Origin of the sequence: Sphingomonas sp. PL-96 (genome assembly GCF_020707215.1) — a bacterium.
Lineage (GTDB): Bacteria > Pseudomonadota > Alphaproteobacteria > Sphingomonadales > Sphingomonadaceae > Sphingomonas.
This window is the reverse complement of the sequence record NZ_JAJFET010000010.1, coordinates 1-19393: the sequence shown is the minus strand read 5'-3', so window position 1 is coordinate 19393 and position 19393 is coordinate 1. Positions and strand designations below refer to the sequence as shown.

Here is a 19393-nt window from a genome sequence, read left to right as displayed (position 1 = left end):
CAAAGTCCCCAGCGCCCGGATGCTGCCGCAGGGGACTTCGGCCGCCGCTCAGCCCGCCGCTGCTTCCCCCAGCAGCGCCCGCGCGTCGGCGCCCGTCCACTCCATCGCCCCCTGCACCCGCCACAGCTCCTTGCCCGCGGCATCGTACAGGATCGTCGTCGGCAGGTTCGCGTTGAGCCCCGTCGAGAGGCCCAGCTTGGGGTCGGAGTAGGCCGCGAGGTTCTTCCAGCCATGCTTGGCCAGGAACGGCGCCGCCGCCTTGCCGTCCTCCAGGTCCTGGCTCACCGCCACCACCTTGAGCTTCCCCTCACCCGCCAGCGCGTCGAGCGTCGGCATCTCCTGGATGCACGGCGCGCACCAGGTCGCCCACAGGTTCACCAGCACCGGCTTGCCGCGGAACGACGCCAGGCTCGTGGGCTTGCCGTCCGGCCCCGCGAAGGTGACGTCCGGCGCCGCCTCCCCCTTGTGGCTGCGGTCGACTTTGCCCGCCTTCGCAGGCACCCCGGAGTCCGCGCCCGCAGAGACGTCGGGAACCGTGCCCGCTTCGTCTTGCCGGGCCGGGTCGGGTCGCCTATCGCAAGCCCCGGTTAGCAGCAGCGTTGTGGCAAGGAGAAGCGCGATTACCGAGCGCAAGGCAGGCTCCAATTCGATGTGGGGCGGGCGCTTCGCCGAGGGTCCCTCGGCTGTGATGCGGGAGATAAATGCCTCCATCCCGTTCGACAAGCGAATGTGGCAGCAGGACATCGCCGGATCGCAGGCGCATGCCGCGATGCTGGCCGCCCAGGGCATCCTGACGGCGGAGGACGCCGCCGCGATCCGCGCCGGCCTCGACGGCGTCGCCGAGCATTATGCGCGCGAGGGCGTGGCCGAGGACCTCGCGCTCGAGGACATCCACATGCAGACCGAGGCGCGGCTGGCCGAGGCGATCGGCCCGGCGGCCGGGCGCCTGCACACCGCGCGCTCGCGCAACGACCAGGTCGCGACCGATTTCCGCCTGTGGGTGCGCGACGCGATCGACTCGGTCGATGCCGCGCTGGCCCAGCTCCAGGACGCGCTGATCGCGCGCGCCGATGAGCATGCCGAGACGGTGATGCCCGGCTTCACCCATCTCCAGGTCGCCCAGCCGGTGACGCTCGGCCATCACCTGATGGCGTACAATGCGATGGTGGCCCGCGACCGCAGCCGCTTCGCCGATGCCCGCGCCCGCCTCAATCGCTGCCCGCTCGGCGCCGCAGCACTCGCCGGCACCGGCTTTCCGATCGACCGCGAGGCGACTGCCCGCGCGCTCGGCTTCGACGGACCCACCGACAATTCGCTCGACTCGGTTTCCGACCGCGACTTTGCGATCGAATATCTCACCGCCGCGGTGCAGGCCGCGCTGCACCTGTCGCGCATGGCCGAGGAATTCGTGCTCTGGGCGTCGCAGCCGTTCGGCTTCGTCTCCCTGTCGGACGCCTGGTCGACCGGCTCCTCGATCATGCCGCAAAAGCGCAACCCGGACGCCGCCGAGCTGGTGCGCGGCCATTCGGGACGCATCCTTGGCTGCATGACCGCGTTGATGGTCACCATGAAGGGTCTGCCGCTCGCCTATTCCAAGGACATGCAGGACGACAAGCCGCCCGTGTTCGAGGCGACCGACCTGCTCGCCCTGTCGATCGCGGCGATGACCGGCATGGTCGAAAGCGCGACCTTCCGTCCCGCCCGCATGCGCGCCGCGCTGGAGGCCGGCTTTCCGACCGCCACCGACCTCGCCGACTGGCTGGTGCGGGAGGCGGGCCTTCCGTTCCGTGAGGCGCACCACGTCACCGGCCGCACCGTGAAGCTCGCCGAGGAACGCGGCGTCGCGCTCGACGCGCTGCCGCTCGCCGATCTTCAGGCGATCGACCCGCGCATCACCGACAGCGTCTACTCCGTGCTAACCGTGGACGCATCGGTGCGCAGCCGCACCAGCTTCGGCGGCACTGCGCCGGATCGCGTGCGCGCTGCCGTCGCCGCGGCCCGCGCCGCCCGAGCCGGGGAAGCCGCATGACCCGTCGCCCGCTGCTGCTCGCCGCCGTCGCCCTTGCGCTCGCCGGCTGCGGCGCGCGCCGTGACCTGCGGCCGGCTGAGGGCGAGGCGCTGCCGCCGCCGCCCTATGGCGCGACCGCGACCCCCACGCCCGGCGACCTGCTGACGCCCACCACCCAGCAGCGCCCTACCCGCAGCGACGAGCTGCTGCGCGAATCGACCGAACGCGCGGACGATCCGTTCGACATTCCGCCCCGCAACTGAGCCCCTGAACCCATGGACAATTTCCAGCTGCGCGACGGCGCGCTTCATGCCGAGGACGTGCCGCTGGCGGCGATCGCAGAGGCAGTCGGCACGCCCGTCTACGTCTATTCGACCGCGACCCTTGCCCGCCACGTCGCCGTGTTCCGGGAAGCGCTGTCGGGCATCGAAAATCCGCTGATCGCCTTCGCGGTCAAGGCCAATCCCAATGGCGCGGTGCTCGCCACCCTCGCCCGCGCCGGGCTCGGCGCCGACGTCGTCTCCGGCGGGGAGCTCGCACGCGCGCTCCACGCCGGGGTGCGCCCGCAGGACATCGTCTTCTCCGGCGTCGGCAAGACCGCGGAGGAGATGGCGCAGGCGCTCGACGCCGGGATCGGCCAGTTCAACGTCGAGTCCGAGCCGGAGCTCGACATGCTCTCCGCCGTCGCGACGGCACGCGGCGTCACCGCGCCGGTCGCAATCCGCGTCAATCCGGACGTGCTCGCCGGCACCCATTCGAAGATCTCGACGGGCGGCGCCGACAACAAGTTCGGCATCCCCTATGATCGCGCAGTTGCCGCCTTCGCTCATGTCGCGGCACTGCCGGGCCTGGAGGTACGCGGCGTCGCCGTCCACATCGGCAGCCAGCTGACCGACCTCGGCCCGCTGGAGGCCGCATTCGGCCGCATGGGCGCGCTGATTGCGGAGCTGCGTGCGGCCGGCCACAGCATCACCACCGCCGATCTCGGCGGCGGCCTCGGCGTCCCCTATGACCCGGCCAAGCCCGCGCCGCCTTTGCCCGCCGCCTATGGCGAGATGGTCCGCCGCGCCACCGCCGGCTGGAACGCGCGCCTGATCTTTGAGCCCGGCCGCCTGATCGTCGCCAACGCAGGCGTGCTGGTGTCGCGCGTGATCCGCGTGAAGCAGGGCGCCAACGCCCCCTTCGTGATCGTCGACGCGGCCATGAACGACCTGCTGCGCCCCAGCCTCTACGACGCCTATCACGCGATCGAGGCGGTCCAGCCCACTGGCCAGCGCGAGACCGTCAACGTCGTCGGCCCCGTGTGCGAGACCGGCGACACCTTCGCCACCGGTCGCACCATGGACCATGTCGCGGCCGGCGATCTCGTCGCCTTCCGCACCGCCGGCGCCTATGCCGCCTCCATGTCGAGCAGCTACAACTCGCGCGCGCTCACGCCCGAGGTATTGGTCTCGGGCGATCGCTTCGCCGTGGTGCGCGAGCGCCCGACGATCCGCTCGATGGTCGAGGCCGATACGCTGCCGGACTGGCTCGCCTGACATGATCGGCCTGCCGGTGCTGCTGCGGCTTGCCGGCAGGCCCGTGATCCTGAAGGGCAGCGGCCCTGCCGCAGACGCCAAGCGCCGCCTGCTCGAACGCGCTGGCGCCGAGATTGTCGAGGATCACCCCGACGCGCGCCTCGCGGTAGTCGCCCTCTCGGACGAAGCAGAGGCGCACGCCGCCATCGCCACGCTCCGCGCCCGCGGCATCCTGATCAACGCCGTCGACCGCCCGGAGCTCTGCGACTTCACCTTGCCGGCGATCGTCGACCGCGATCCCCTGCTGGTCGCCGTGGCCACCGGCGGCATCTCCGCCGGCCTCGCCGCCGCCGTCCGCCAGCGCCTCGAAACCCTGCTCCCCGCCAGCCTCGGCCGCCTTGCCGAGCAGCTCCACGCCGCCCGCGCTGCCCTGCGCCAGCGCTTCCCCGACGGCGACACCCGCCGCCGTGCGCTCGGCACGGCGCTCTCGGCAGGGGGCGCCCTCGACCCGCTGATGGCACACGACGACGGCGCCGTGGCCCGCTGGCTCGACACCGCCGATACGCCGCCGTCCGAACACGTCCGCATTTCCCTGCGCTCGCCCGACCCGGACGAGCTCACCCTGCGCGAAGCCCGGCTGCTGGCGCGCGCAGACCGGCTGGTCCACGCCGCCGACGTGCCCGCCGCCATCCTCGACCGCGCCCGCGCCGATGCCGACCGCATCGTCGGCGACACCCCTCCGCCCGATGCGCCGGGCCTCACGATCCTGCTGGAGATGATGCGTTGAACGGCTTTGCGATGCAGGTGAAGGACGGAACTGCCCGAGAGATCCCGCTGGAGGCGGCGCTGGAAGCGGACGGGGCATTGGTCTGGATCCACCTCCACGGCGAGGAGTCGGCGCTACGTCCCTGGTTCGAAAACACTGCCGGCCTTCCCGCCTGGGTCGTTGATCCGCTGGTCGCGACCGAGACGCGCCCGCGCGCCACCGCGCTGGAAGAGGGCGCCTTCGTCAACCTGCGCGGCCTCTCCCCCGACGAGCTAGCCACTTCGGACCCGCTCGCCTCGGTGCGTCTCTTTGCCACCGCCGGCCGCGTCTATTCGGTGACGCGCCACCGGCTCACCGCCATGCCGGCCGTCCGCGCGGAAGTGCAGCAGGCGCAGGTTGCCGATCCAGGCGACCTGATCGTCGCCTTTGCCGAAGAAATCACAGACGAACTCGACCCGCTGGTCGCCGATCTGGGCGACACACTGGACGATTGCGAGGGCGAGCTGAGCGCCGACCGGGTGTTCGACCTGCGCCGCGTCGTCGGTCGTGCCCGCATTCAGGCGATCGGCTACCGCCGCTTCCTCGCCCCCCAGCGTGCCGCGCTGGAGAAGCTCTCGACGCTGCCCGGTGACTGGCTGGGGTCCGACGATCGCCTCCACCTCGCCGCCGCCGCCGACAAGGCGGCCCGCATGGCCGAGGAGCTGGAGGCGATCCGCGAACGCGCCGCGCTGATCCACGAGACGCTGACCGACCTGCGTGCCGAACAGCTCGACCAGCGCTCGCTCCAGATCGCGATCGTGGCGATGGTGTTCCTGCCGCTGACCTTCCTCACCGGCCTGCTCGGCATGAACGTCGAGGGCATTCCCTTTGCTCACGCACCCTGGGCGTTCGCCGGCGTGGTTGCGATCTGCGTGTTCCTCGCCGCAGGTATCACCGGCTGGTTCGTCCACCGTCACTGGTTGAACCGCGGAAGCTGATGCTCCCGGGGGAATTTTCCTGCATTACAACGGTGCCGCGCCAGGCACAGAACTGCAAACATGCAAGTTGCTCTGTTCCCCGTACTATAGCATTCTCCCCCCATGATTTCGCTACTGTTGCTCTCAGCGGTCGGATCAACTTCCGCGCAAACACCGGCAGCTCCGGTTGCGGCGGACTCGACAAGCGCTGTCACTGCCGCCGTGCAGCGCTTCGACGATGCGATTGCGTCGGAACGGGCGGCATTCCGCGCCCTCTCTGCCACGGAGGAACGCGGGCGTAACCTTGCCACCCGGGTTACATTGGAGCAGGCTATGCGGCGGGAGATCGAACCTTCTCTCGTGAACCTCTCCGAGACAGAACGAGCTGCGGCATCGGTGGCGATTTGGCAGCGGATCGAACAGGTGGATGCGGCGAACACGACCTATGTTAGATCCATCCTGCCGTCAGACGGCTGGTTCAAGTTTCGGCGGGACGGGGTGGACGTGTCCCGCCAAGCCTGGTTGATCGTGCAGCATTCGCCGGACGCCGCGTTCCGACGAACTGTCGCGGCGCGAATGCAGCACCTGGTCGCTTCAGGAGACGCAAGCGGCGCCGACTTCGCCCTGATCTATGATCGCGCCGAGCGGGCCGACGGACGACCGCAGCTGTATGGCAGCCAGATGACGTGCGTCGCCGGACGCTGGCAGCCGGCACAGACCCTGGACCCGGAGAACCTCGACCGGCGCCGCGCCGATATGGGGCTGCAACCTATGGCTGAGTATATGAAGAACTTCGAAGGTCGCTGCTGAACGACGCGTCTTGCGTCCCGATGCGCGGTAACTCCAGCGAGATCCGTCGAGGTAACGATCCGTTTTCGACGGGCCTTAGACATCGACGGTGTCGTACACCACGACCCGCTCCCACAGCCCCTCGCAGGCGGCCACGAACGCCTTGTGGATCGGGTGGTCCTGATACCGCCGCTGGTCCTCGACCGTGTCGAAGACCATGAGCTCGGACACCTGATAGCTGCTATCCACCACCGAACGCTGCTCGGTCGCGGCCGGCATGCCGATGCGCAGCTCGCGGATTTGGGGGATGTCGCGCAGCGTCCGAAGCCCCGCGATGAGCTTGTCCGCATCCGCCTTGGACGCCGGGTTCTTCAGCCAGAAGAAGACGTGATGCACGATCTGCTTGCGCTTGGCGGCAGCAACAGCGGCTCTGCCCGCCGGTGCGATACCCAGCAGCAGAAGCAAGCTGATCCAGCGTCTCCGGTTCATGATCACGCGCACCTCCCTATCGTCACCGACGAGGAGGAAGGTGCCATGACCGGCCCGCCATGGCGAGCCGCAAACCTGTCAGCGCCGTCCCACGAACCCCATGATCTGCCCCACCATGGTGGCGATCTGCGGCTCGGCCTCGTTGATCGAGTCCGGGCTCGCAAGCGTGTTGATCGCGACCCCCATGGGCGTCGGCCAGCCGCGCAGCGCGTGCGCCACCGTGCGCAGCGTGCCGAGCGTCGCGACCGCCGCCTGCCATCCGGCCGCCGTCGCGATGATCCCGACCGGCAGCCCGTCGAAATAGACCCGCTCGTCGCCGCGCGTCAGCTCGACATGGTCGAGCGCGTTCTTGACCAGCCCGGACAGCGTTCCGTGGTAGCCCGGCGATCCGATCACGATCCCGTCCGCCTCACGCAACGTCGCCAGGAATGCGGCGATCACCGGATTCGCCAGCGCGCTTTCCGGCTCATAGTTCGGGAAGTCGATCGCAGCGCCGGTCAGCAAGGTGGTGCGCGCACCCAGCGCCTCCGCCTGGTGGAGCGCGATCTGGAGTGCGCGGGCCGTGCCGGAGCTTGCGCGGAGCGTTCCCCCGATCGCGACGATATGCGGTTGCTTCATAGGCACCGCCGCTACCGCAAAGCCGCAGCGCATGCCAGCGCGTGTGCCGAGTGCCTCGATTGACCCAGCGATATACGAACCATATACGCTTCATGTATTCGCATTTCGTAACAGGATCTGCCATGGGCATCGTGAAGATCGACGACCACCTCCATGCCCAGGTGCGCCGCGCCAGCACCGTGATGTGCCGCTCGATCAACGCCCAGGCGGAATTCTGGATGAAGATCGGCATGCTGGCAGAGGCGAACCCCACCCTCTCCTTCGCCGACATCGTCCGGCAGGAACTCGCCGCGGCCGAGAGCGCGCCGGCGCAGGCTGCGGCCGCCTGAGATGGAAAAGACACCGGACGAACTCGCGCTGATGCGCATCTCGGGCAAGCTGCTCGCCTCGGTGTTCGAGATGCTCGATCGGCAACAGCTGGCCGGCATGTCCACCCTCCAGGTCAACGACCTGGTCGAGCGCTACATCACCGACGACCTCGCCGCCCGCCCGGCGAGCAAGGGGCAGTACGACTTCCAGTACGTTCTCAACGCCTCGATCAACGAGGTCGTCTGTCACGGCGTGCCGGACGCGGAGGCAATCATCCGCGACGGGGACATCATCAACCTCGACATCACGCTGGAAAAGAACGGCTTCATCGCCGATTCGAGCAAGACCTACCTGGTCGGCACCGTCACTCCCGCCGCGCGCCGGCTGGTACGGGTTGCGCAGGAGGCCATGTGGGCCGGCATCCGCCAGGTCCGCCCCGGCGGCCACCTGGGCGACATCGGCGCCGCGATCGAGCGTCACGCCAAGAAGAACGGCTATTCGGTGGTGCGCGAATATTGCGGCCACGGCATCGGCCGCGAGATGCACGAGGAACCCTCGGTGCTCAACCACGGCCGTCCCGGCACCGGCCCGAAACTGCGCGAGGGCATGACCTTCACGGTCGAGCCGATGATCAACCAGGGCAGCCGCCGCGTGGCAGAAGCCGGCGACGGCTGGACCGTGGTCACCGCCGACGGCAAGCTCTCCGCCCAGTTCGAACATACGGTAGCGGTGACGGCGAGCGGCGTCGAGGTGCTGACGCTGCGGGCGGGGGAGACCGGGTTCGGCGGCAGGGCGTGAGGCGGCGACTTTTCTGAACGGGAGGGGGATGAATCGCCGAGTGCCTCGGCGGAACCCACCCCCGACCCCTCCCTTTCAGGGAGGAGAGAAGAAGACACGTCGCATTGACCGACCGAACCCCTCCCGGGGCTGGGGGTGGGTTGGCGAGCGCAGCGACGCCGCTCCCGCCCGCCCGTCAGAAGAACAGCTTGCGCACGCTTACCCGCACCGTCCGGCCGAGCGGGTCCAGGAAGCCGCCCTGGTAGCTCAGCGGCACCGTGCCCTGTGCATTGGTTACTTCCTGGCGCTGGTCGAAGATATTGTCGACCGACAGCGTCACCCGCGTGCCGCTCAGCCAAGGATGGTCACGCACCAGCGCCGGCTGCTGCCCCAGATTGGCGAACAGCCGCAGGTTGGCCGTCGCGAGCGAACCGAAGCGCAGCCGGTCGGCGCCCGTCTCTCCGCCGTTCACTTCCGTCGCGCTTTGCCAATTGGCGCTCACCCGCGCGCCCAGGCCGTTGACGACATAGCCGCCCTGCAGCTGGACCTGGTGGCGGGGCTGGCCGCCGCGGCTGCCGGAGGCGGAACCGTTCAATAGGTCGAGTTCGGGCAGCCCTTCGCGGATCAGGATCGAATTCTCGAACTGCCAGGTGTGATAGGCCGCGAACTGCAGCCGCCCGCCGGCACCGCCGCCGCCTCGGCCGCCGCGTCCGCCCCAGCCACCGCCGCCAGGCCCACCTGGCCCACCAGCGCCAGGCCCCCGGCCCTCTCCGCGGCCCTCGCCGCGAGGCCCGCGCGGAGGTGCCGTGCCGGCCGCTTCCGCCGCCTCGCGCTCGGCACGCCGTGCTTCGCGCGCAGCCTCTTCCTGGCGCTGCCGCTCGGTGACGATCGGCTTGGAGAAGTTGAAGCCCCAGCGCAGCTGGCTGCGATTGGAGCGGGCGAAGTTCACCGGCCGGGTATCCACACGCAGCAGCGTGCCGTCCTCGCCGCGCTCGAACCGGTCGGGGAAGGCAGCCTCGATCTCGGCAGTGGCCGCCGGGAAGCTAGACACCGGGTTGTTGATCCGGCTCGACACATAGTCCGCCGTCAAGGTGAGGTCGGTGGCCTGAAACGGGCGCAGGTTCAGCCCCGCCTTGAACACGCGCCGGCTGTCGCCCTGCAAATTGGGATTGCCGCCCTCGACCTGGGTGACGTCGACCGTCTCGCCGCGCACATAGTCGAAGATGCGGACATTGGGCGTCACCAGCACCGGGTTGCCCAGCTGCTGCGGCGTCGGCGCGCCTTCCTCATGCGTGACGGACACCAGCAGCCGCACCGGCTCGACCGGCTGCCAGTTGAGGCCATAGCCGAGTGTCCGCTGCGTGCCGAAGTCGGACAGCTGCTCCACCTCGGCATTGCCGTTCAGCGACAGATTGCCCAGGAACGCCAGCACGTCGCGCGAGCGGCTCGCGATCGGCAGGTCCAGGTTTGCGCGCGCGGTGCCGCTGTTGCGGCCGATGTCGACCGATTGCGCCACGCCGGAGCGCAACGTGTCGCTCTCCAGCTTGCTGGCATTGCCCAGCACGCGCACGCTGGCGCCGACCGGGCCGGCGGGCAGCTCGAACAGCGTGCCCGCGGCCAGCGCGTCGATCGCCGCCGCCTGGCTGACCGACTTCGCCCGGTCGACCGTGCGGCCATAGAGGTCGAGCGGCCCGAACGGGTTTGCACCCGGATCGCCGGCGTCGATTGCCGCCTGCAGGTCCGTCACATCGAGGCCGCGTTCGGTGAAGGTGCGCGATTCGTCGCGCTGGTAGCTGGTGTTGAGCGACCAGCGCCACCGGCCGATGTCGCCGTTGAATGCCGCCGTCGCATTACCCGTCCAGCTGCGGTTGTTGCGCTCCAACGGGTCGACGTCCGCATAGCGATAGAGGGTGGTATCGTTGGCAAAGGGCGAGAAGGGGCTTGCCCCCGGCAGGTTCAGCGTGACGGCCGGCAGTCCCGACAGCGCGTTGCTCTCGCTGCGTTCCAGCCGCACCGTGCCCGTCGCCGCGACATTGCCGAAGATGCTGGTGCTGTAGACCGCATTCGCCGCCACCCGATTGCTCGACGGCTGCAGGGTGCGGAACGGCGTCGTGTCGGTCACGTTGAGGGTGCCCGCGGTGCCGACGAAATCGGCAAGGCCTGGGCTGGCGATCCCCGCCGGCAACCCCGCCTGCGTCACCGTGCTGCCGGCAAGCGCGCTCAGCGCCGGGTCGATCTCCCCGCCGCCCGCGCCCAGGATGTTGCCGGCAAGGTCATAGGGCCGTTGCGCACTGGTGCTGGAGGTGATGTCACGCTCGCTTTCGAGCAGGTTCGACACGCGTTCCGCTTCGAGATCGATGCTCAGCCGCCCGGCGTCGCTGATCCGCGTGAGCCCGGCCTCCGCCTCGAACTGGTTGCTGCCGCCGGCGGTCGGGATGCGCTCGGTCAGCTCGCCGGTGATGCTGCGAAACCGCGGGCGCAGCACGAAGTTGACGACGCGCTGGTCGGCGCGGAAACCGAACTTCAGCGCCGCTTCTTCCGGCAGGATGTCGACGCGCAGGATCGCCTCGGTCGGCAGGTCGCGGATTTCCTGGAAGCCCGCGGTCCGCCTGCCGTTCACCAGCACCACCGGCGTGCCATTGCCGTCGCGCCCGCGCCCGCTGCCGGTCTGCGGCGCCAGTTCCTCCAGCAGTTCGGCGACCGAGCTCACGCCATAGGAGCGGATGTCGGCGGGGGAGAGCTGGATCTCGGGCGGGATGTCCCCCGGCACCGTGCCGGGCGGCGTACGGCCGGTGACCACGATGTCGGCGCCCTCGGTTTCCTCCACCACCTCAGGCGGGCCGGAATCCCCCGGGTTCTCGGGCGTCGTCTGGGCTGGCACCGGATCGGTCTGTGCAGCGGCAAGCGCAGGCGTGGCCACACCCAGCAGCAACCATGCTGCCGTCGACAAAGGACGCATTCAACTCTCCCACCCGCGCAACTGCGCGTTCACTCCGGTGGGGGCTTAGCGACCAATTGTCGCAGAAGTTTCCCGGCCCGAGGCAAGAAACGCGTAAGTTATACCGGGTGTCGCTGCGATGAACTGTTCGGGCGCGATGCCGCGTTTCGCCAGTGCCGCGGCCAGCCGCGTCACCGGTTCTTCGCGCGCCTCGTCGGTCAGCTGGAACGTGCCCCAGTGAATGCCAAGCGCATGGCGGGCACCGAGCGCCTCGAACATCGCCACCGCCTCGTCCGGATCGGCATGCTGCGGCGCCATGAACCAGCGCGGGGCATAGGCGCCGATCGGCAGCAGCGCGACATCGGGCGCGCCGTGCCTGGCCGCCATGTCGCGAAAGATGCCGCCGCCGCACCAGCCGCTGTCGCCGGCGAAATAGACGCTGCCCACCGGCGTCTCGATCCAGTGCCCCGCCCACAGCGCCATGCGCCGGTCGCCGGTGCCGCGTGCCGACCAGTGGTTGGCCGGCACCAGCGTCGTCGCAGCTCCCCGCGGCAGCGCGATGCGATCGCCCCAATCGCCCGCGACCGTACGCGCGCCGGGCACGCCCTTCTGGACGATCCTGTCGTTGCCCAGCGGCATCACCATCAGCGGCTGGTCGCGCGCATGCAGCCGCCGAAGCGTCGCCATGTCGAGATGGTCGTAATGGTTGTGCGACAGCAGCACCGCGTCGATTCGCGGCAGCGCCTCGAACGCGATGCCGGGCGCCGTCACCCGCTTCGGGCCGGCAAAGGTGAAGGGGCTCGCCCGCTCCGACCAGACCGGATCCGTGAGCAGGTTCACGCCCGCGGCCTGGATCAGCAGCGATGCATGGCCGACCGCGGTAATCGAAAGCCCCGCCACCCGCGGCTCCGGCACGGTCTGGACGACCGGCACCGATTTCGGCCAGGTCGCCGGACGCGTGCCGAACTTCCACTTCAGAACGTCGCCCAGCCGGCTGTCGGCGATCGGCCGTCCCGGATTGAAGAAGCGCGTCCCGTCGAAATGGTCGCTCGGCGGCCCCTGGTAATAGCGGTTGCGTCCCACGATCAGCCTCTCTGCTGCCGCCTCGGGCGGCGGTGCCCCACGAACGCGCGTTGAACGCCTTCCGCCTCACGGGACGGCGGATTTGCGGCAGGCCTGGCAACGGGCCATCTGCCGCGTCGGCAGGCCCGTTCGCTTATCCCCGGTAGACCACTCCGCCCGTCATCGCCTGCGGCACCCCCGTGGTACCCGGAAACGAGATCGGCAGCGCGCGCACCGATCGCGCCGCGAGATAGGCGAACGCCTCCGCTTCGATGAAGTCGCCGCGCATGCCCAGCGTGTCGGACGAATCCACTCGCCCCAGCGCGTCGGCCAGCATGGCCATCATCACCGGGTTGTGCCGCCCGCCGCCGCACACGATCCAGTGCCAGTCGTCCGCCGCCTCGCCCAGCTGCGCGCGGCATGCCACCACCGCCGCGACCGTGAAGGCGGTGAGCGTCGCTGCCGCATCCGCGTCAGACAGCGCCGCCACGGCATCGAGCGGGAAATCGTAGCGGTCGAGCGACTTGGCGCCAGTCCGGGTGAAGTAGGGGCTCGCCATCCACCGGTCGACCACGGCGCGATTGACGCTGCCCGCCGCCGCCAGCCGCCCACCCTCGTCATAGCGGCCAAGCCCGCGCGCCTGCACCAGTTGGTCGATGAGGCCATTGCCCGGCCCGACGTCGAATGCCGCCACGCTCCCGTCGGGCCGAATCGCGGTCACGTTCGCGACCCCGCCGATGTTGAGAAACGCGACCGGCCGCGCACACCCGGCCCATTCCGCCAGCGCGGCATGGTAGATCGGCGCCAGCGGCGCACCCTGTCCGCCTGCGGCCAGGTCCGCCTGGCGCAGGTCGGCGACGACCGGCACGCCCAGCGCCACCGCCAATGCATCCGGGTCGCCCAGCTGGATCGACAGCCGGCGCTCGGGCCGGTGCAGCACCGTCTGCCCGTGAAAGCCGACCAGCTCGATCGTGCCCGCATCGGGCTCGGCCAGCAGCGCGCGCGCGGCGCGGACATGGGCGTCGTGGATCACGCGCTCGGCCTCGGCAAAGCTCGCAGGGCGCGGGCCATGGCCGTCGCTCGCGATCGCATCCTCGGTTGCCTGGACAAGCACGCGGCGCTCCTCGGCGCCGAACGGCAGCATCAACGCGGGGCCGAAGCCGGTGATCGCCTCCCCATCCGTCTCCAGGATCGCGGCGTCCACACCGTCCAGCGAAGTGCCGCTCATATATCCCAGCACGCGCATTTGCCGCTCCCGTGAAAATCGCCGCTCGCCGCGCCGCGCGGCCCGCGATAGCGTGGAGCCGCAGCGCTGCTGTCCCGACCCAAAGCACAGCGCGCCAAGCGATGCCAGCGTGGAGACAAGGCCATGTCGGACGGCGATCGGTGCGAGGTGCTGGTGGTGGGCGCAGGACCCACCGGGTTGATGGCGGCGCTGTTGCTCAGGCGACAGGGGATCGACGTCCGCATCGTCGACCGCGCCGCTGAGCCCACTCGGGAATCCCGCGCCTTTGGCATTTCCGCGCGCACGCTGGAGCTGTTCGCGAGCCTGGGGCTTGCCGAAACGCTGCTCCAGCGCGGGGTGATCAACACCGGCATGAGCTTCCACGTCTCGGGCGAAGCCGTGGGCGGCCTGAACTTCGACCATGCCAGCGCCCCGGACACGCCGTTCCGCTTCATCCTGATGCTGCCCCAGGCAGAGACGGAGTCAGTGCTGCTCGACGCGCTCGACGATGCCTGGCTCGACGTGGAGCGCGAGGTGGCGGTCACCGGCCTCACCCTCCGCCCCGACGGTGTCGAAGTGGCGGCGCTCGACGCGACGGGCAGCGCCACCACCCTCCACGCCCGCTACGTCATCGGCGCGGACGGCGCGCACAGCGCCGTGCGCCACGCGCTGAACCTCCGCTTCGAGGGCGCGCCCTATCCGCAGAACTTCCTGCTCGGCGATGTTGCGGTCGACTGGCCACTCGAGGGGGACCGGTTCCGCGTGTTCGTCCATGCCGACCGCATCGGGCTGTTCTTTCCGCTCGACGGCTCCGGCCTGGCCCGGGTGATGACGACCGACCTGCGCGCCGATCCCGACGAGCATGCCGCCCCCGACCTGACGCTTGCCGAGCTCCAGGCCGCCTTTGCGGAGGCAAGCTGCCTGCCGGTTACTCTGTCCCGTCCCCAATGGCTGACGCGCTTTCGCACCCACCACCGTGCCGTCGACCGCTATCGCAATGGCCCGGTGTTCGTCGCGGGCGATGCTGCCCACATCCACTCCCCCGTCGGCGGGCAGGGCATGAACACCGGGCTGCAGGACGCCGCCAACCTTGCCTGGAAGCTGGTGTCGGTGCTGCGCGGCGGTGCCCCGGACGCGCTGCTCGACAGCTATGGCGCGGAGCGCCTGCCGGTCGCACAGGAGGTGCTGCGCTTCACCGACCGAATCTTCAGCGCCGCGGCCGGCCAGGTCGGCTGGCGTGCCTGGCTGCGCGACGCACTCGCACCGATGCTCGTCGGCCCGGCATCCGCGCTCGACCTGGTGCAGGAGCGCGCGTTCCGGCGACTTGCCCAGATCGACAGCGCCTATGGTCCGGGCCCTGCCGTCGCCGATCTCGCCAAGGGTCCCGCCCCCCGACCGGGCGAGCGTGCGCCCAATGCCCAGCTTAGCCGCCACCGCGACCTGCTCGACCTGCTCGCCGGGTATCGCTTCCACATCGTCGCCCTCTCCCGCAGGCCCTTGTCGCCGGTGGAGGCAGGTAGCCTTGCCGACGCGCTTGCCCGTCTCTCCGGGGACCGCGTGGCAACCCACTTGCTCGCCCGCCTGACCGCGGGTGCACACGGCGCCGTCGAACGGGTCGAGCGCGCCGACCTGTTCGACCGCTACGGCCTTGCCGACGACCGCGCCCAGGCGCTGCTCCTGGTCCGCCCCGACGGCGTCCTCGCCTGGCGTGCCGAGAGCCTCGACCTGACGGGCTGCACCGCCTTCCTGCGCCGGCTGGGCGCCTTCCCCCGCTGAGCCACCGGCGCCCCCCGCTGTCCTACCCCGCCAAACCATGGCATGGAGCCGCCACGCTGCCCCTCCGGGCGGCCGGTGCGACCCCGCATCCTGGACCAACTTTCGACCAACCGTTTGCCGCGATGACCCTGCCGATCCACGCCGTCCTGCCCGCCCTGCTCGGCCACCTGGCCGCGCGCAGCAGCGCCGTGCTCGTCGCCCCGCCCGGCGCCGGCAAGACCACCGCCGTCGCCCCGGCACTCCTCGACCAGCCCTGGTGCACCGGCGAAATCCTGCTCCTCTCGCCCCGCCGCATCGCCGCCCGTGCCGCGGCCGAGCGCATGGCAGCACTTGCCGGCGAACCCGCCGGCCGCACCTTCGGCTATGCCACCCGCATGGACAGCCGCCGATCGGCCGACACGCGGGTGACGGTCGTGACCGAGGGCATTTTCGTTGCCCGCATCCAGGCCGATCCCGAACTCGCCGGTATCTCGGCAGTCCTGTTCGACGAGGTCCACGAACGCAGCCTCGACAGCGACTTCGGCCTGGCCCTGGCGCTCGACGCCCAGGCCGGGCTCCGTCCGGACCTGCGCATCGTCGCCATGTCCGCAACCCTCGACGGCGCCCGCTTCGCCCGACTGCTCGACGGCGCGCCGGTGGTGGAGAGTGAAGGCCGTAGCCACCCGCTGGAGCTCCGCCACCTCGGCCGCGCCGCCGAACAGCGGATCGAGGATGGCATGGCCCGCGCCATCCGCACCGCGCTGGCCGACACCGACGGCGGCGTGCTCGCCTTCCTCCCCGGCGTCGGCGAGATCGAGCGTACGGCCGAACGGCTGGAGGGCCTCGGCCCCGACATCGTCCTCCACCGCCTGCACGGCAGCCTGGAGCCCGGCCAGCAGCGCGCCGCCATCGCCCCCGATCCCGACGGTCGCCGCAAGCTCGTCCTTGCGACCGCTATCGCCGAGACCTCGCTGACCCTCGACGGCATCAGCACCGTGGTCGACTCCGGCCTCGCCCGCCGTCCGCGCTACGATCGCGCCGCGGGCATGACCCGATTGGTGACCGAGCGCGCCAGCCAGGCCGCCGTCACGCAGCGCGCCGGCCGCGCCGCGCGCCAGCGGCCGGGCGTCGCCTATCGCCTGTGGGAGGCCGCCGCCACCGCCGGCCTGCCGCGCTTCGACCCGCCCGAAATCCTGGAGGCGGACCTCTCCGCGCTGGTGCTCGATTGCGCGCGCTGGGGAGTCACCGATCCCACGACGCTGCGCTGGCTCGATCCGCCGCCCGCCGCCGCGATCGCGGAGGCCAAGGCGCGCCTCACGACGCTGGAGGCGATCGACGCCGATGGCCGCCCGACTCCGCACGGTGCGGTGATCGCGTCCCTCCCGCTGCCCCCGCGCCTTGGCCACATGCTGGTGCGCGCCGGCGAACGCGGCCTTGCCCAGGTCGCCGCCGAAGTCGCGGTGCTGCTCGGCGAGCGCGGCCTCGGCGGCCAGGACGCCGACCTGGAACTCCGCCACCGCCGCTGGCGCAGCGAACGCGGCCAGCGCGCCGAGGCTGGCCGCCGCATGGCCCAGCGCTGGGCAAAGCTCGTCCCCGCGGCGCCTCCCGCCGAGCGTGACCCCCAGGCGCTCGCCACCTGCGTCGCGCTCGCCTTTCCCGACCGCGTCGCTCGCCGTCGCGACGCAAGCGGCGAGCATTGGGCGAGCGTGGGCGGCCGCGGTTTCCGCCTCGACCCCAGCTCGCCGCTCGCCAGCGCCGAATGGCTGGCGGTGGCGGAAACGCAGGGCGCCGCCTCGGGCGCGCGCATCCTCTCGGCCGCCGCCATCGACCTCGCCACCATCGAATCGCTGTTCGGCGACCGCATCGCCGTCCGCCGCGATGTTGCCTTCGATCCCGCCACCGGCGCGATCAGCGCCGTCCGTGCTCGCGCGCTGGGGGCGCTGCGGCTGAGCTCCGGCCCCGACAGCGCCGCCTCGGCAACCGAGATCGAAGCCGCGCTCCTCAAAGGCATGCGCGCCCACGGCCTCACCCTCCTCCCCTGGGGCGACGATGCCACTGCCCTGCGCGCCCGCGCGCGCTTTGCCGCCGAGATGGGCGGGATCGACGATCCGCTATCCGATGCCGTGCTGCTCGACCGCCTTGACGAATGGCTGCCGCCGCTGCTCTCGGGCAAGCGCCGCCTCGACGCGATCGCACCCTCCGCGCTGACGCAAGCGCTGGAGTCGCTCGCCGGCTGGGATGCGATGCAGGCCGTCCGTCGCCTCGCCCCCGCCCGCTTCGAAAGCCCGGCCGGCTCCACCCATGCCATCGACTATGGCGCCGAGGGCGGTCCCCGCGTCGAGCTTCGCCCCCAGGCGCTGTTCGGCCTCGCTCGCCACCCGACTGTCGCCGGCGGTGCGGTGCCGCTGGTGCTGAGCCTCACCTCACCCGCCGGCCGCCCGATCCAGACGACCCGCGACCTGCCCGGATTTTGGGCCGGCAGCTGGGCCGCCGTGGCGAAAGAGATGCGCGGCCGTTACCCCCGCCACCCCTGGCCCGACGACCCCGCATCCGCCTCGGCAACGCTTCGCACCAAAAATGCGGATGCACGGGCGCGCGCGGCGCGTTAGAGCGTTTTCCAAACAACCATTCCCGCGTGGAGAAGCTTGTGCCGTCCGCCCGTATCTATCAGCGTCCGAAGAATTCCACCCAGTCCGGTCGTGCCCGCACCGGCACCTGGATCCTGGAGTTCGAGCCCGCCGAGCCCAAGCATGCCGATCCGCTGACCGGCTGGGCCGGCTCCGGCGACACTCGCGACCAGGTCCGCCTGAGCTTTCCGACCGCCGAGGCCGCGCAGGCCTATGCCGAAAAGCAGGGCCTCACCTATCACGTTGTCCCGGCGCCCGAGCGCACTCTGAAGCTCCAGGCCTACGCCGACAACTTCCGCTGACAGCGCAGGGCGGGGTTCAACGCCCCGCCAGGATCCCTGCGCCGAGCAGCAGCAGCAGCTTCACGTCCATCGCGAAGCCCTCAGCGCGTTTGGCGGCGATGAAGCCCTCGACCTCGGCCAGGGGCACGCGGTGGACGGTGATGTCCTCCCCGTCGACGCCGCCGCCCTCGCCGGTCTTCACCAGTTCGGTCGCGCGCATCAGCGTGAACCCTTCGGTGACCATGCCGGGCGAGGAGTTGAAGCTGCCCACCGCCTCGATCCGGCCCGGCCGGTAGCCGGTTTCCTCCTCCAGCTCGCGCGCGGCGGCGACGGTGACGTCCTCGCCCGCGACCTCGTCGCCGATCAGCCCGGCCGGCAATTCCAGGCAGCGGCGGCCCAGCGGCATGCGGAACTGGTCGACCAGCAGCACATGGTCTTCGTCATCCACCGCCAGGATCACCGCGGCCTCGATGCCGCGGGCGCGGCCGACATATTCCCACGTCCCCTGCTTCTTGGCGACGATGTACTTGCCCTCCCACATGGTCTCGACGGGGAGGTTCGCGTCCTTGCTCATAGTTCGATCAGCCGATCCGGTAGTTCGTTGATGTCATCGGCGCTGCGCGGGAAATGCTCGGCGAGCACCACCCCCACCTGCGCCACGGCCTCAGCCATGCCCTGTGCCACGTGCCCTGCGCGCGCGGCGGCCACCAGCGCCGCCATCGCCTCGCCCCACACCTCGGGTGCGACCCGGGCGTGGATGGCGGCGTCCGCGATCAGCTCGGCGCGATGCTCGGCCAGCGACAGGTAGAGCAGCACGCCCGTCTGCCCGCGCGTGCGCTTTTCCGCAGCGGTGCGGAACAGCCCCAGCGCGCGCCGGCGCACCCGCCGCGTCTTGGTGGCCCCCGGCGTCAGCCGCAGCCGCAGCGCCGGGATCAGCAGCAGCAGCCGCACGGCCGCGAACGCGAGCACCTGCAGCACCAGCGCGATCAGCAGCAGCACGCTTGGGTGCACCACCTGAGTCCAGGGGTCGAACACGCGCTCGTACAGCGCCGCCGCAATGCCGGGCCATACCGACAGCAGCGCCAGGACGAGCAGCATCGCCAGCGCCGCCCAGTGCAGCGCCACGTCATGGTAGGAGTCGGAACGGCCGGCCACCACCGTGACGATCTCGCCGTCGGTGGTACGCTCGGCCGCGGTCACCGCCTGGGTGACCGTCGCATGATCCTGTTCCGTCAGATGCATCACCAGCTCCCCGAAGCGCCGCCGCCGCCGAACG

19 protein-coding genes are annotated in these 19393 nt (G+C 70.7%); 11 read left to right on the top strand and 8 right to left on the bottom strand.

What is annotated here, in order from left to right; translation table 11 throughout:
* Window positions 1-48: 48 nt before the first annotated feature.
* On the bottom strand, window positions 49-501 hold the full coding sequence (locus LK533_RS15490) for a TlpA family protein disulfide reductase (protein ID WP_229363981.1): 453 nt from the start codon (window positions 499-501) through the stop codon (window positions 49-51).
* A 148-nt stretch (window positions 502-649) separates the two neighbouring features.
* Between LK533_RS15490 and argH the strand changes: the two genes are divergently transcribed.
* The 6 genes from argH (at window position 650) to LK533_RS15460 (ending at window position 6057) form a co-directional block, all read left to right on the top strand.
* A complete protein-coding gene (argH, locus tag LK533_RS15485; RefSeq protein WP_229364071.1) occupies window positions 650-2029 on the top strand; it encodes an argininosuccinate lyase in 1380 nt (459 codons plus the stop codon).
* The gene (locus LK533_RS15480) at window positions 2026-2271 is read left to right on the top strand and encodes a hypothetical protein (RefSeq protein ID WP_229363980.1); all 246 of its coding nucleotides are present in this window, start codon (window positions 2026-2028) and stop codon (window positions 2269-2271) included. The genes argH and LK533_RS15480 overlap by 4 nt, the downstream gene beginning before the upstream one ends.
* Window positions 2272-2283: 12 nt before the next feature.
* The gene (gene lysA, locus LK533_RS15475) at window positions 2284-3546 is read left to right on the top strand and encodes a diaminopimelate decarboxylase (protein WP_229363979.1); all 1263 of its coding nucleotides are present in this window, start codon (window positions 2284-2286) and stop codon (window positions 3544-3546) included.
* Window position 3547: 1 nt separating this feature from the next.
* On the top strand, window positions 3548-4312 hold the full coding sequence (locus LK533_RS15470) for a precorrin-2 dehydrogenase/sirohydrochlorin ferrochelatase family protein (protein ID WP_229363978.1): 765 nt from the start codon (window positions 3548-3550) through the stop codon (window positions 4310-4312).
* Window positions 4309-5268 (top strand): zinc transporter ZntB, encoded by a 960-nt coding sequence (locus tag LK533_RS15465; protein WP_229363977.1) that lies wholly within the window; start codon window positions 4309-4311, stop codon window positions 5266-5268. The genes LK533_RS15470 and LK533_RS15465 overlap by 4 nt, the downstream gene beginning before the upstream one ends.
* 201 nt (window positions 5269-5469) lie before the next feature.
* Window positions 5470-6057 carry a DUF6624 domain-containing protein gene (locus LK533_RS15460; RefSeq protein ID WP_229363976.1) on the top strand — a complete coding sequence of 196 codons (588 nt, stop codon included), beginning with the start codon at window positions 5470-5472 and terminating at the stop codon, window positions 6055-6057.
* Window positions 6058-6132: 75 nt separating this feature from the next.
* Here LK533_RS15460 and LK533_RS15455 read toward each other — a convergent pair whose 3' ends face one another.
* Together LK533_RS15455 and LK533_RS15450 are read right to left on the bottom strand one after the other, a co-directional pair.
* Window positions 6133-6525 carry a Dabb family protein gene (locus LK533_RS15455; protein ID WP_229363975.1) on the bottom strand — a complete coding sequence of 131 codons (393 nt, stop codon included), beginning with the start codon at window positions 6523-6525 and terminating at the stop codon, window positions 6133-6135.
* 78 nt (window positions 6526-6603) lie between these two features.
* Window positions 6604-7143, bottom strand: a complete 540-nt coding sequence (locus LK533_RS15450; RefSeq protein ID WP_229363974.1) for an NADPH-dependent FMN reductase — start codon at window positions 7141-7143, stop codon at window positions 6604-6606.
* A 122-nt stretch (window positions 7144-7265) separates the two neighbouring features.
* Between LK533_RS15450 and LK533_RS15445 the strand changes: the two genes are divergently transcribed.
* On the top strand, window positions 7266-7472 hold the full coding sequence (locus LK533_RS15445) for a ParD-like family protein (protein ID WP_229363973.1): 207 nt from the start codon (window positions 7266-7268) through the stop codon (window positions 7470-7472).
* Window position 7473: 1 nt separating this feature from the next.
* A complete protein-coding gene (gene map / locus LK533_RS15440) occupies window positions 7474-8250 on the top strand; it encodes a type I methionyl aminopeptidase (RefSeq protein WP_229363972.1) in 777 nt (258 codons plus the stop codon).
* Between the two features lie 175 nt (window positions 8251-8425).
* Here the strand turns inward: map and LK533_RS15435 are convergent, their stop codons facing one another.
* From LK533_RS15435 to LK533_RS15425, 3 genes are all read right to left on the bottom strand, one after another.
* On the bottom strand, window positions 8426-11188 hold the full coding sequence (locus LK533_RS15435; RefSeq protein WP_229363971.1) for a TonB-dependent receptor: 2763 nt from the start codon (window positions 11186-11188) through the stop codon (window positions 8426-8428).
* Window positions 11189-11233: 45 nt separating this feature from the next.
* Window positions 11234-12250 (bottom strand): MBL fold metallo-hydrolase, encoded by a 1017-nt coding sequence (locus LK533_RS15430; RefSeq protein ID WP_229363970.1) that lies wholly within the window; start codon window positions 12248-12250, stop codon window positions 11234-11236.
* Window positions 12251-12383: 133 nt separating this feature from the next.
* Window positions 12384-13475: an anhydro-N-acetylmuramic acid kinase gene (locus LK533_RS15425; protein ID WP_229363969.1), complete on the bottom strand. Its 1092-nt coding sequence runs from the start codon at window positions 13473-13475 to the stop codon at window positions 12384-12386.
* A 123-nt stretch (window positions 13476-13598) separates the two neighbouring features.
* Here LK533_RS15425 and LK533_RS15420 point away from each other — a divergent pair, with 123 nt between their 5' ends.
* From LK533_RS15420 to LK533_RS15410, 3 genes are all read left to right on the top strand, one after another.
* On the top strand, window positions 13599-15230 hold the full coding sequence (locus tag LK533_RS15420; RefSeq protein ID WP_229363968.1) for an FAD-dependent monooxygenase: 1632 nt from the start codon (window positions 13599-13601) through the stop codon (window positions 15228-15230).
* Between the two features lie 122 nt (window positions 15231-15352).
* Window positions 15353-17818, top strand: coding sequence for an ATP-dependent helicase HrpB (gene hrpB, locus LK533_RS15415; RefSeq protein WP_229363967.1), 2466 nt, complete (start codon window positions 15353-15355; stop codon window positions 17816-17818).
* A 38-nt stretch (window positions 17819-17856) separates the two neighbouring features.
* A complete protein-coding gene (locus LK533_RS15410; RefSeq protein WP_229364070.1) occupies window positions 17857-18138 on the top strand; it encodes an ETC complex I subunit in 282 nt (93 codons plus the stop codon).
* A gap of 16 nt (window positions 18139-18154) precedes the next feature.
* Here LK533_RS15410 and LK533_RS15405 read toward each other — a convergent pair whose 3' ends face one another.
* Both LK533_RS15405 and LK533_RS15400 read right to left on the bottom strand, forming a co-directional pair.
* Complete coding sequence (locus LK533_RS15405) at window positions 18155-18691, bottom strand: NUDIX hydrolase (protein ID WP_229363966.1); 537 nt, start codon at window positions 18689-18691, stop codon at window positions 18155-18157.
* On the bottom strand, window positions 18688-19359 hold the full coding sequence (locus tag LK533_RS15400) for a TPM domain-containing protein (protein ID WP_229364069.1): 672 nt from the start codon (window positions 19357-19359) through the stop codon (window positions 18688-18690). The genes LK533_RS15405 and LK533_RS15400 overlap by 4 nt, the downstream gene beginning before the upstream one ends.
* Between the last annotated feature and the right edge of the window lie 34 nt (window positions 19360-19393).